This window comes from Paenibacillus sp. FW101-FHT12H11, from assembly GCF_058790355.1.
On record NZ_JBYTCO010000011.1, the window covers coordinates 80,111 to 93,203 of the forward strand.

Below are 13,093 nucleotides of genomic sequence, written 5' to 3' on the forward strand. Positions count from 1 at the left end.
AAATGAACCCGGGAACAAATTCCCGGGTTCATTTCAATTAAACCGCTGCCCTGCGCAACAAACCATATGCTGCTAGCATATAAACAGCAACTAACGGCACCATCCACCAAAATAGCTCCAGATAATGTTGACCGATCCATGAAAAGATACTTCCCCACATGCCAAATTGGGATAGTAACATAGATCCACCAGTACCTATCAAAAAAGTTACTGCGAAAAAGATTAACATACCTAATGCTCCGAAACGCCTATGAATGCTGGAAGTGGCAAACCCCAGAAAGTACATTTGCAGCAAGAGAATCAAATAAATACCGAAAACTGCGATGGGCGAAGTATCTCCCAAAAAAGCGATTTTGAAAATATGCAAACGAACTCCCCATCCACCGGTACTTTCTTCAATGAATGATAAAATCATAAGCAGTGCCGCTGTACAAATGCTGTAGAGGAAAGTCGTTAAAGCTGTTCCGACGAAGTAATCCTTCCTACGAATGCTGAGTCCCAAAGCAAAAGGGAATGTATCTTTGAGGGTTACGGCGCCTGAAACTAACGTGTAAATGAATATGGAAGCAAGGCCGCCTGTGTTCATCGTTTCCCCCTCATTCAGGGATAGCGCAATGAAAAAACTGATAACAAAGTTCAAGCCAAGAATGATCCATGGGACGACTAACCATGACATTTTATTCCGCATATGAAGCTTAATGACGTTACTTACTCGATTCATACCCGCTCAGACCCCTTCCCCACAAGTGGTGTACGTGTCAGATGCACAATGAGCTGCTGCAGGGATACTGGCGCAAACTCCAGCCCTAGCGACTCCGCTTCTCTCCGTTCATGATCCGTTAAAGCCCCCAGAATCGTGGCGGTTGCAGCAGCACCAATGTACTGACGCTCCAGCACTTCCTTGCCTCTTGAGAACGCGTCGATCGCCGTAGCCAACCCAGATACTGTGCAAGCGCGGCCGCGCAGCGCATCCGCATCTTCATCGAGAATCAACTGACCGTTATCAATAACCAAAATGTGCTCAAGCAGACGGCTTACTTCGTCGATCAAATGCGTAGACAAGATCACCGTACGTGGATACTCCGCATAATCCTCCAGCAAACGATCATAAAATAAGGCTCTTGCCACGGCGTCCAAGCCTAAATACGGCTCATCAAATATAGTTAACGGTGCGCGGCTGGCCAAACCAACCACAATACCGACAGAGGAAAGCATCCCTCTGGACAACTTCTTCACTCTTCTTTTCAAAGGCAATCGAAAATCTTCAATTAATGACTTGGCATACTTTTCGTCCCAATCCGGATAAAGTGTTCGGGCAATCTCCATCACATCTGCGACACGGTAAGCCTCCGGATATTTCTGGCTTTCCTTAATGAAGCAAATTTGATTCAAAACACGGTTATTTTCATAAGGATCTTCGCCAAATACCTTCAACTCGCCGCTGGTAGCAAACTGCTGGGCAGAAAGAATATGCATGATTGTAGTTTTCCCTGCACCGTTTCTCCCCAATAAACCATAGATTTTATTCGCTTCTACCTTGAAGCTAACCTGATCAACTGCCGTTACGTTCCCATAAGACTTCGTTAGCCCGTTCACTTCCACAATGGGGGTCATCACACTTTCCCTCCTCTTCGCACCATTTCAGTTAGCTGTTCCACCGTTATACCTAGCTTTTCAGCTTCTTTCACCATCGCCACGACATACTGTTCATAAAATAATTCTTTTCTCTTCTCCATCAGCTTCGTCCGCGCTCCCTCCGCTACAAACATGCCAATCCCGCGTTTCTTATACAAAATGCCTTGGTCCACCAACAAATTAACGCCTTTCGCCGCGGTCGCCGGATTAATTTGATAAAAAGCTGCGAATTGATTCGTAGAAGGCACCTGCGATTCTTCCGGCATTCTTGCTTCAATAATGTCATCTTCAATCCGTTCCGCGATCTGCACAAAAATCGGGCGGCTATCGTCCATCGTCAAACCCATTTCCTCACCACCACATCGGTTAGTTACTCATGTAATTAACCATACAACCAAATTACCCTATTGTCAACAGGCATTGCGTACTTTGGGCACCCTTTCAAACATAAATCCCCTCCGAACTGGGAATACCACTAGAAACAAATTGTCATTCAACTACTCCATGAAAGGTATTCCGCCTATGTTTTTATCTAAAATACGTCTAACTTTCGCTGCCCTGCTGCTCGTATCAACGCCAATCACTGCCTATAGTGCGGAGTCAAAGACACAAGACGTGCAGCGTGCAAGCTACCTGGCCGAAAACCAAATAAATGAGGCTCCCTCTGCCCTGCAGGGAGCCCCACTATTTTCCTTCTCCGTGCTTAGCGATACCCATATCGTGAACACGGATCAAGTATCCCAGCTGCTGCTCAGCCGCGCGCTTGCCGATCACCACAAGTTGCGCCCGGAGAGCAAGCTGCTGGTGCTCAACGGCGACCTGACGGGCGGCACCGAGGGCGACTATCGCAGCTTGATCGGGCTGCTCAGCAACCAGCCGCATGCCCCTGTGCACGCGACCATGGGCAACCACGACTACTACGGCGTATGGCGTACGCCGGAGGGTGGCATGGATACATCGAAGATGAATCCGGCCTGGTCCAGTAAACAAGCGGTCGCGTTATTCGACCGCGTGTGGGGCTACGATAAGCCGTATCACGAGCTTATCGTGGAGGGCTACCGCTTCCTCTTCCTTAGCGGGGAAGCGTATCGTGACGTGAACGCCTCCTATAAGGAGGATGCGTTCCTCTCGGCCGAGCAGCTCGCCTGGCTGCGCGATCGGCTTGCGGTCGCGGGCACGGCGGATGCCGGCAAGCCCGTGTTCGTGTTCCTCCATCAGCCGCTGCCGCAGACGCTGGATGGGACAGACCGGGAGCTGGGCGTCGTCCAGCACCAGGAACTGCGGGCGCTGCTGGATGAGCACCCGAATGTTATTTTGTTCAGCGGCCATACCCACTGGAACCTGGAGACGACCAACCAAGTCAAGCAGCTGAAGTTTCTGGCCGCTTCCAGCGCCTCCATCCGCGAGGTATGGAATGCGCAGAACGAACCAGAGACGATTGGCGTCAGCCAGAGTCTCATCGTGGACGTCTACAAGGACCGCGTGGTGATCATGCGTCGTGAGCATACGACGAAGCGCTGGATTGAACCTTCCATCGCGAAAGGCTACGACGTCAAATAAAAAAAGCCGCACTCCTATCTCCCGATCAACGGGAAAGGAGTGCGGCTTTTTATTCAATTAGTTAGTTGTCGCAGGCGTAGCAGCTGCTTCGTCTTTGGAAGGCTTGCCTTTAGGACCGACGTTGCCTTTTTGCTCGACTTGTTTTTTGATGCTATCCGTCATGCTGTCTTTGATTTTGCTGATCAGATCATCTTCGCTGATGCCTTTGGCAGAAGCCACGTCAGCGATGGATTTCCCTGCTTCCAGCTCCGTTCTCAGTTCTTCTTGCGTAATGCCCAGAATCTGTGTCAGTGCTTCAGGGTTGCCGAATCCGGCAGGACCACCTAGACCTCCTGGACCACGGTGATCGCCTCTGCCTTCAGGTCCGCCTTCCGGACGAGTGCTTTGCACTTCTTTCGTAATGCGGTCGGAAAGGTCGGCAAGCCTTTTATCCGCTTGCTCCTGTGTCAGCTTGCCAGCTGTAACTTCAGCGTTGATTGCTGTTGTTTCAGCAGCGACTAACTTCGCCACGAAGTCCGCTTCCGTTAGGCCTTTTTCAACGGCGAACGCTGATAAAGTCTTGCCTGCTTCTAATGCTTCATGCACAGCGCTTGGCTCAACGCTAAGGATGGTAGCCGTTTCCTCAACGAGTTTGTCGCCACCAGGTCCTTTTCCACCGCGGTCGCCGCCCGGGAAACCACCCTGGAAACCGCCTTTGAACCCTGTTCCATCGATTTGCTTCGTTAATTGGTCAGAGAGACCGGAAATAATTTTGTCCGCTTGCTCTTGTGTCAGTTTACCCGCAGTTACTTGATCCGTGATGGATGTTGTCTCCGCTGCGACCAGCTTTTGCAAGTAGTCTTCTTTCGTCAGGCCTTTCTCTTCTGCGAATGCAGCCAATGTTTTGCCTGCTTTCAATGCCTCTTGCACTGCGCTTTCCTCAACACTCAGGATGGTTGCTGTTTCTTTCATCACATTGCCGCCACGGAAGCCGCCGCGATCTCCGAAGCCTTTTCCACCTTTGCCTGGGAATGCTTTTTGAGTCATGTCACTTGTGGAAGGGCTTATCGTATCTGCGTATGCTTGATTATGTAGGGCTCCAACAAAACCGACACCAAGTACAAAAGAAGCGATTAATGAACCTGTAAGAATTTTTCTGGAGATATTTTTCATCGTGTGTTCCACCTTTTCTTTCAATTATTTTTTTGTTTGTTCCTTACAAAACCTAGTATAGATGCCTTACCTGAATTACATCTGAGTACAAACTGAATGTTGGTTGAGAAGTATCTGAGAATTGGCTGAAAAAGGAAACTGGTCTCCGCACTCCTTTGGTGAAAAAATGCATGGTTAGACTCTGTAGGGGAACTACAGGGCGGTTTTTACTAGTCGAAGGGAAATAGAGCCCTGTAGTTCCCTTCGTTTCAAGCGCGGGGCTGCTGGCGAGGGTGAAATTCTGGTCCTGGCTGGTGTGCGGCCGGCATCGGGGACTGGAGAAGTCTCAGGAGGAGTGGGCGTAAGTGCGGGCTGATTGGTGAGATTCAGGTATTTTAACTGCTTGGCTACTTTTGGTGGGTTCGGTACTTAACCAGTTGGCTGCTTTTTGATGCGATTCAGGTACTTTAACTAGTTAACTACTATTGGAGTGTTCAAGTTACTACAACCATCAGATCACCGATTTGTGAGGAGTATCTCTCTGTGCTAACGGACTCAGCTAACGCTATTTGCTGCTTTTTGGCAAGGATTTGAATCTAACGGACTCACATGCCGCTAATCGCCAAGAAATGGCCTTAAAACAGCTTCAAACCAATAAATAACGGCTCCTCAGTCCGTTAGTTTCTCAAATCCACTCAAAAAGGCAAAATAACGGCTGCTGAGTCCGTTAAAAGTATCTGCTGTAAAATCACGAGAGTGCACCCAGGTCATGCCCCTCGTAACAACAAAAAACCTATCCCGGCATCAGCCGAGATAGGCATCTTTTTACTTCTCCGCAGGAAGAATCACCTTAAAGGTGGTTCCCACTCCCACAATACTATGCACTTCAATCAGTCCGCCGTGAAGCTGGACAATGGAATGCGTGATCGATAAGCCCAGACCGGCGCCGCCGCTCCGTCTTGCCCGTGAGGTGTCGATGCGGTAAAACCGGTCAAACAGATGAGGAAGGTGCTCGGGGGCAATCCCCTCTCCATTGTCATGGATCGCAATCTCCACGCCAGATGGCGTTTGGGCTAGCGTGAGCCCGACCTCCCCCGTCAGCGGGTGCGTATGCTGAACGGCATTGTGGAACAGGTTGAGCACAACCTGCTTGATTTTATCCGGATCATACAGATACCGGGTCCGGGGAGCCAGGTGGAAGTTCACCTTCCTGTCTCCTGCCAGTAGACGCAGCTGCGGTTCCATCTCATGCAGCATCTCATCCAGCACGCCTTCCGTCTTCTGAAAAGAAGGAGAACGGTCAAGCCGCGCCAGCATAAGGAGATCCTCGACAAGTTTGTTAATTCTTACGGATTCGCCATGCATGCTTTTCAGTGCTTTCAGCAACGGCTCCGGCTGTTGATACGCTCCGCGAAGCAGCACTTCCAGGAAGCCGTGTATGGACGTGAGCGGTGTGCGAAGCTCATGCGAAGCATCCGCTGCAAAACGGCGCATCTGCTCTTTGGCTTCCTTTTCCGCCTCGAAAGATATCTCCAACCGTTCCAGCATCCCATTAAATGAGGTGGCCAGACGATCGATTTCCACCTGTCCTTGATGCGCGGGGAATCGTTCGTTCAGGTTACCTGCATCAATTTGCTTGACCGTATCCACCATCTTCGAGAGCGGAACCAGCGTTCGGCGCAAGACGGGAAGGAAGCCCAGAAGACCGAACACCATAGCTAACAAGGATAGAAAGATAAAAGTAAGCAACTGCTGAAAGAGCACATCCCGAATCGGTGCAACACTGGTGCTGGCTTGAATAATGCCCTGGAAGCCTGGCCCCCCGGGACCGCCCCGGGATCGTTCAGGCTCTCCGCCAATCTGATGAAAAACCACAAGTTGGTCATTGCCCTTCTCATCTTTGACGATGCGGTGCTCCAGCTTCGTTTGCTTCTTTGCCAGAAGACTCAGATACTCTTCTTGGCTTAGCTGTGGAGCTGGCTGCTCATAAGGGGAAGAGATCAGCTTGTAATTTCCTTTTTCATCAATAAAAGCAATGGATAACTCCGATACGAAAATCCGCTCCTGCTCGCCAGCGAAACCAGGCCGGTTCTCGCGGTTTGAAGGAAACACGGGGGTCTGCCCGTCTCCAGCTCCCATACCCAAACGCAGCATATTCGGAGGCAGTGCAGCAAGCTGATTGCGGATGGTCTCCGCTTTATTTTGATACATGAACCGCTGCATAACGACATATTGAAACACGCCAATGAGCAGCAGCAGTACGGATAGCACTAACAAAGTTCTAGAAAGCAGTTGAAATTTCAGAGAGCCCGTTACAAAAAGATCGGCAAACCGGCCCTTCCTTTTCATGTCAAATCCATCCGGTAGCCGGCTCCACGAATTGTGCGAATCAGCTTATGTTCCTTATCGTTCAACTTATCGCGCAAGGACCGAATGTACACCTCCACGATATTCTCTTCGCCGCCGAAATCATATCCCCAAACTTTATCGAGAATCATTGATTTACTGAGCACAAGTCCATGATTAATCGCCATAAATTTGAGCAGCTCATACTCCGTTGGGGATAACTCCAGTACTCTGTCATGCAGGCTAATCTCTTTCCGACGGTCATCCATGCGAAGCGGTCCAATCACAACCTCACCAAACAAGTTTGGAAAATGATTGCGTATCCGCGCATAAATGCGGGCAAGCAGCTCTTCAAAACTGAACGGTTTGACCATATAATCGTCCGCACCGATCGTAAGCCCCTTGACCCGGTCATCGATTTCGTCCTTGGCTGTCAGCATGATGACGGCGATGTTTTCCGTCTTTTTGATCATACGGCAAACCTCGAATCCGTCCATCCCCGGCATCATCACATCCAATATCGCAATATGCGGCTGAAATTTATTGCATGTCGTGATGGCGGAAAGGCCATCCGTTGCGGTCATCACCTCGAAGCCTTCATTCGTCAGGCCTAATTCTAAAAATTCCAAAATATGAGGCTCGTCGTCTACGAGCAGAATTTTGATTCCTTTTAACTGGCGCATGGGGTCGTTCCTCCCGGGTTCAATTCAATACAGGCTTTACAGACATTTTCTATAGTCAGTATCCCATATCCTGCCTAAAAGCAACCTGAGCAAAAGCTGAAAGGTTGCTGAATGCTATCACTTTTCAGTAATTTTTCAGCTAACTATCAATTGAATCTCAGGTAATGCTTCTATAATTAGACCAACATCATAAGGACACCAAAGAAAAGAGGAAACACTTATGGAGCCATTTGCCCCTTCCTTCCATTCGTTCCATTTCCAATCGCTCAAGGCTGAGATCGAATTATTCCTCCGCTGTGAAGATAAAGAGCGCACACTCATAACGCAATTAACTGATGATTGGTTTCGCAATGTCGACAAGCGTTTCAGCCCGGCTCTTGCCGACAGTGAAATTTCTCTATTAAATACATTAGCCGGGGAAAATTGCATGGTTTCTAACACCATGCTGGAGGTACTCTTTTTAGCCGAAATGTACCAAGCTGTAACCGATGGCTATTATAATCCACTTCAATCCGAAGGCGTGCAGGCCGCCGCCCTTTTGGAATGGGAAGTAGATCCCTCCATGAAATCGATTAAGCTCCCCCATAATGCCAACATTCATTTGAGAGGACTTGAGCAGAGTTGGGCAGTCAAACGATTAGCTGAATATATGCAGAAACAGCTTTCCCTGGAGCAAGGGTTAATCCTCGCCGGAGGAGAAATCACGGTATGGGGTCGAAGCTCGCAGGGCATTGATCCTTGGATTATCGGCATTCAGAACCCCTGGCATGCCAACACCAAGCTAGGTGCCATCGCTTTACCTGAAGGTTCCCTTTCGACATATAGCCAATTCGAAGATCCGAGTGCCGGCTCGGTGCATGATGTCGTGCAGTGCACGGTTGCCGGTGAAGATCTTGTGGAATGCCAAGTATGGGCCAGGACGCTTGCAAGACTTGGTGTTCATGAAGGGCTGGCGCTGCTGGCCAAGCGCACCTCCGTGTGTGAAGCGGTTGTGATTACCGCGGAACAGGAGCTTCACTATTTCGGGAAAAAAGCCTCTCTCCAACGAAGATGGCTGGATATGCGAATCGACCATTATCACTTTCAGGATAAGGTATCTTAAACCACTGGAACCTTTATCCACATACTTGCGCACATTATCCACATATTTTGGATGGTTTACCCACAAGGATGGTTATTTTATCAACAAGTTATCCACAGGTTGTTAGTAAGAACGAAAACATGATACAATTTTTCAAAAATGAACTAGAGGTATCGTATGAAGTATGATGTCATTGTCATCGGCGGAGGTTCTGCTGGCTTGATGGCCAGTATTGCCGCAAGCCGCCAAGGCGCCAAGGTTCTCCTCCTCGACAAAGGGGATAAGCTCGGCCGTAAGCTTGGCATCTCCGGGGGCGGCAGGTGCAACGTTACGAATAACAAAGACATGGATGAGCTTATTCGGCATATCCCGGGCAACGGGCGCTTCCTATACAGTGCTTTGACGCAGTTCGGCAACAAGCACATTATCGAGTTTTTTGAAAATATTGGGATTCGTCTGAAAGAAGAGGATAACGGGCGTATGTTTCCCGTCAGCGACAAGGCCAAAACCGTCGTAGACGCGTTGATCGGACAAGTTCGCAAGCAGGGTGTTGAGATCCGGACGAACAGTCCGGTCAAAAGGGTCCTGTTCCAGGACGGCGGCGTCCAAGGCGTCCAGCTCCACTCCGGCGAGAAGATGGACAGCCGCGCTGTCATCATCGCCTCGGGCGGATGCTCCGTTCCGCATACCGGCTCCACGGGAGACGGATATGCGTGGGCGGAAGCCGGCGGGCATACGATCACGCAGCTTTTTCCAACTGAGGTCCCGCTGACCTCGAAGGAAGGTTGGATACGCAGCCGCGAGCTGCAGGGGCTTTCTTTGCGCGACGTGACACTGTCCGTGTGGAACGCCAAAGGAAAGGCTGTCATCTCCCACAGGGGGGACATGCTTTTTGAATCACCCACATGCATAAGTGCATAGAGTAGATTTCTCATTTAAATCAGCACTTTTAAGGGGAAATTTATTTTTATTTTACACCAATGCTTGCTCGCATAGGATTTCGGAGATTTTGAGGACAAAATGGATATTTGTAATAACGAATTTATATTACGTATCTTAAAGGGAAGATTTTTGCTGACGATTGAAATATCCGTAAAATCGGGAGGAAATAACTAAAAGTAATATATCCTCTGCGGTTGCACTGCAAGGGATATATGTATTTAAACATTAATACTCTGGTTGTGCATTAATTTATGTTTTAGTTCTTCGGGCAAGGTTATGAGAAATTTTGATACTTGTTGTTGATCATAAACTGCTGTCATTAATTCTAAGATTTCTTGAATAATTCTTTCCTCAACAAAATCTCTGCCCCATATAACGTTCACTTTTCCGTGCAACTCTTCTTCTATTTTTGTTACTTTGCTACTTAGGCAAGGGAAATCTCCGCTTAGAGTTAACGACTCCTTTGTAAAAGGGTTCTCTTTCCTTCTTATTTCCAATATCGTAACTATAATACTTTCTCAATGCTGTTAGAATGATTTCTTTTCGGGCCAGGCTTGTTTCAATATCCAAGAATGAGAGAAGTGTCTCATAAGGGACTAGGATTGAACCATTGTCCTGGTTGATCCCTTTTATAATTCTCAACTTACTAATTCCATTTTTAACCAATTTGCGAAATGTCTCGACAAAACGCTCGTAATCCTTTGAGAATAGAAAGCTTGAAAGCCACTGGAAGCTACTCGAACCCATGAATATGTTGCTACCGTATCTGGTCTGGTGAGTCATCACAAGAGCCCTGTCGTTGTATGCCACAATATATTCCTTCAAGAGCGTTTCATAGGCATCCACATTTGTCATCTGCGGTATGGCAAAGAGTGTGAAGAGAAATGGATCTTCTTTCATAGCCATTTTTGGATCTGTAACAATCCGGACATATCGAGACGTAACAACACCGTTCTCGAATAGGAAAGCATTATAATTGTTATCTTGAATTTTTGAGGATATGCTTTCTTCATATTCGTCAAGTTTCTTAATCAACTTTCTTGAGAATCTCTCATTTTTTGATAACTCCATTAGTTGAATGTTCATCGAACGGGCAATTGCATTATTCGAGTTTTGAATATCTTGGATTGTAGCAGCAATGCTTAATTCAAACAAACGATTGATCATCCGCGGGCTGATATTTTGCAAATATTTCAAAATAGATAGGAAGAATAAAACCGATTCTTCTTTGTTTGCAGACAGCTGTCGATCTACGATTCCGTCGATGACTGAAAAATCCCCCTGAGCCTTATCAATTTTGCAAATTAGCAGTTCAATAACAACATGCCAAGAAGAGGACTCGATGTTGTCGTCAATAAATTCATTTAATTGATCCATTTTGCCCTTAGAAAATAAATTGCTGAATAAATAATAAGCAGTGAAATATTCCAAGAAAGTCTTATGTGTGAAATTATTCTCCACATAGATGGACCGAATAAAGGCAAAATCCAAAAAGTTTTTTGCGACATCGTTCGCTTCGTGCTCAAATTCAAATTCACCCTTCTCAAGAAGGTAGTTTCTCACATGTAGCAGCGCTGACATATGGGTTATAGGAGGCTCTTCTTTGTCCATCAATTTGTTATATTGCCAATAGGCAAGAGATGAAAAAGTTGCTATTTTATTAGAAATTGGCAAGTCCGTACCTAGCTTTTTCTCTTTTGTATCACGGGTATCTACTAGGGTGAATGTGCAACCTTCATAAACATCCAGTTTGGAGGTTGGAAGCTCTAATTCGTTTCGGTACAATATTAATATTAGAGTGAGCAAGAGCGGGTTACGCTTCAATTCATCTTCAATATTTTGCAATTCATTCAGACATGCTGTCACTTCCTTTCTGCGCAATACGGAATTGGTTTCCTCGATTCCGTACCATTTCTGGACGTATTCTTTAACCTGTTTATCATCGAAATCGTTCACTTCAAACACTTCAAATTGTTGTTCTTCAAAATTCACCTCATCATACGACTCAAACCGACTTGTAACCACACATTTTAAGTTCTTATATTGAATGGCGATGTTTTCTATGTCATTTCGAACACAAATTCGCTCTTGAACATCCAGCACCTCATCCATACCGTCGAAAAAAATAACCACTTTCTGATGTGAGAAGATTTCGACTATGTCATCTTTTCTTATTTTGTGAATCTGATGTTCCGACCGCAATTGATTGAAAATGTAGTCAATTAACCCAATTGAATTTAGCTGCTTCTCCATATTATATTTTTGAAGTTCTACACGAAATGGAATGCCTTTGCTATGATGAGGCTCAGAAAGCATTTGAATCATAAGGTACTTTACCAAAGATGATTTCCCCGCACCTGGTTTTCCAAGGACAACGACATTCTTTCTAGAATTCAAGATTTCTTCTACGTGAAGTATAGCTCGTTTAGCAGGCATTTTATAAGAGTTTTCGAAGAAAGACGTCTGATCGGTGTATCGATCTATTAATATTTCTTTAAGAAAATTACTATAAAATTCAGTTTTACCAACTCCTGTTGGATGGGAGTTTAATATTGAACTAAACTCTATAGTATCTCTATTCAAAAATGATTTAATATCTGTACCTATAGACTTTGTATTTTCATTTTCTTTATAATTATACGAGATGAAATAACTCGAATGTGACTCACCTCGTTTTTGGATAGTTGGTGTAACAAAAAGTTTCTCAAAGGGTACTTCACGCGGCTTAGTCGTAATGGCCAAACCAAAGAAGTTAATTCTTGAAAAGTTATTTCGTTGACTTTCACGGTATTGTTTCATGAAGTCTCTCAAGTCGATTTCGGGCTTGCTTAGCATCTTCTGGAAAGTTGTAATATCAATTACCTTGTCCACTGCAAAAAAAGAACTGATTATATCCTTATCCATCAACTCACCTATATCAAAAGGGAGTAGTTTCCGAACCTTCATGTGTTTTAGAGCTTCGAGGATTTGGTTTAAATCTATAGAAGAATTTAGATTTGTTTTTTTAAACTCACCTTGAACCTCGCGAATCCATTTATTAATATTAACTTCTTGTTCAATCTGACTAGAAAAATGCTCCAAAAGCGATGAGGCTGCACCATTGAACCCCTTGGACACGGCAAAGAAGTAAGTCAAGTTGTTAAAGCTATAGATTCTAGGTTGCTGAAGTGCGTTTAGTACAAACTTGATAATCTCCTTTGCAGCCTGCGGTTTAGTGATCATAGATTGATATCTCTTACATTGAATGACGCCAACTGTCTTTCCTTTCTGTACCAAGATGATATCCCTTCCTTGGTCACCTGTGCCGGCCACTAAGTGACAATCTTCGAATTCCAAGAGTCTCTGACCGTTTTTACGGAAAGAAGAATACAACAGGAGTTCAAAATCTTTTTCGGTTAACTGCTGAAAAGGATAATCTTTGTTTGAAAATTTTTGTGGCTTCCTTGCTTCGACTAAAGCCAACTCTTCTTCAATAAGTTCCTCGTTTATATAATTCATGTTAATACGCTCCTTAATTCCTTTCTTACTCCATATATAAAATTCCAACTTTTAACTATTTATAGATAGCACATTATCATATTTTAAAGTAGATTATATTTAATGGAACATTTCATTCAAGAATGTACCCAGAGAGAATTAAAACAACTTATTGGGCATGAGTTCGGTATCGCACCGGGTTCATACCTTTTAATTTTTGCCTTGAAAATTTTGTGAT

At 45.7% G+C, this 13,093-nt stretch carries 9 protein-coding genes and 1 pseudogene; 3 read left to right on the forward strand and 7 right to left on the reverse strand.

The window, feature by feature from the left end:
* Window positions 1-37 precede the first annotated feature (37 nt).
* Genes AC3WTJ_RS30230 through AC3WTJ_RS30240 form a run of 3 tightly spaced genes read right to left on the reverse strand, consistent with a single transcriptional unit; the run spans window position 38 to window position 1,982 of the window.
* On the reverse strand, window positions 38-721 hold the full coding sequence (locus AC3WTJ_RS30230; protein ID WP_492524862.1) for a hypothetical protein: 684 nt from the start codon (window positions 719-721) through the stop codon (window positions 38-40).
* Window positions 718-1,614 (reverse strand): ABC transporter ATP-binding protein, encoded by an 897-nt coding sequence (locus AC3WTJ_RS30235; RefSeq protein WP_492524863.1) that lies wholly within the window; start codon window positions 1,612-1,614, stop codon window positions 718-720. The genes AC3WTJ_RS30230 and AC3WTJ_RS30235 overlap by 4 nt, the downstream gene beginning before the upstream one ends.
* On the reverse strand, window positions 1,614-1,982 hold the full coding sequence (locus AC3WTJ_RS30240; RefSeq protein WP_127458717.1) for a GntR family transcriptional regulator: 369 nt from the start codon (window positions 1,980-1,982) through the stop codon (window positions 1,614-1,616). The genes AC3WTJ_RS30235 and AC3WTJ_RS30240 overlap by 1 nt, the downstream gene beginning before the upstream one ends.
* 268 nt (window positions 1,983-2,250) lie before the next feature.
* Here AC3WTJ_RS30240 and AC3WTJ_RS30245 point away from each other — a divergent pair, with 268 nt between their 5' ends.
* On the forward strand, window positions 2,251-3,195 hold the full coding sequence (locus AC3WTJ_RS30245) for a metallophosphoesterase family protein (RefSeq protein WP_492524864.1): 945 nt from the start codon (window positions 2,251-2,253) through the stop codon (window positions 3,193-3,195).
* Between the two features lie 57 nt (window positions 3,196-3,252).
* Here AC3WTJ_RS30245 and AC3WTJ_RS30250 read toward each other — a convergent pair whose 3' ends face one another.
* The 3 genes from AC3WTJ_RS30250 to AC3WTJ_RS30260 all read right to left on the reverse strand — a co-directional run bounded on the left by AC3WTJ_RS30250 (window position 3,253) and on the right by AC3WTJ_RS30260 (window position 7,355).
* Window positions 3,253-4,347, reverse strand: coding sequence for a hypothetical protein (locus AC3WTJ_RS30250; protein WP_492524865.1), 1,095 nt, complete (start codon window positions 4,345-4,347; stop codon window positions 3,253-3,255).
* 804 nt (window positions 4,348-5,151) lie between these two features.
* On the reverse strand, window positions 5,152-6,675 hold the full coding sequence (locus tag AC3WTJ_RS30255; RefSeq protein ID WP_492524866.1) for a sensor histidine kinase: 1,524 nt from the start codon (window positions 6,673-6,675) through the stop codon (window positions 5,152-5,154).
* Window positions 6,672-7,355 (reverse strand): response regulator transcription factor, encoded by a 684-nt coding sequence (locus AC3WTJ_RS30260; protein WP_127458044.1) that lies wholly within the window; start codon window positions 7,353-7,355, stop codon window positions 6,672-6,674. The genes AC3WTJ_RS30255 and AC3WTJ_RS30260 overlap by 4 nt, the downstream gene beginning before the upstream one ends.
* A gap of 220 nt (window positions 7,356-7,575) precedes the next feature.
* Between AC3WTJ_RS30260 and AC3WTJ_RS30265 the strand changes: the two genes are divergently transcribed.
* Together AC3WTJ_RS30265 and AC3WTJ_RS30270 are read left to right on the forward strand one after the other, a co-directional pair.
* Window positions 7,576-8,457 carry an FAD:protein FMN transferase gene (locus tag AC3WTJ_RS30265; protein ID WP_492524867.1) on the forward strand — a complete coding sequence of 294 codons (882 nt, stop codon included), beginning with the start codon at window positions 7,576-7,578 and terminating at the stop codon, window positions 8,455-8,457.
* A gap of 156 nt (window positions 8,458-8,613) precedes the next feature.
* Window positions 8,614-9,330 (forward strand): annotated as a pseudogene (locus AC3WTJ_RS30270) (BaiN/RdsA family NAD(P)/FAD-dependent oxidoreductase); the annotation flags it as partial.
* Between the two features lie 468 nt (window positions 9,331-9,798).
* Here AC3WTJ_RS30270 and AC3WTJ_RS30275 read toward each other — a convergent pair.
* Window positions 9,799-12,876: an NACHT domain-containing protein gene (locus AC3WTJ_RS30275; protein WP_492524868.1), complete on the reverse strand. Its 3,078-nt coding sequence runs from the start codon at window positions 12,874-12,876 to the stop codon at window positions 9,799-9,801.
* Window positions 12,877-13,093: the final 217 nt, after the last annotated feature.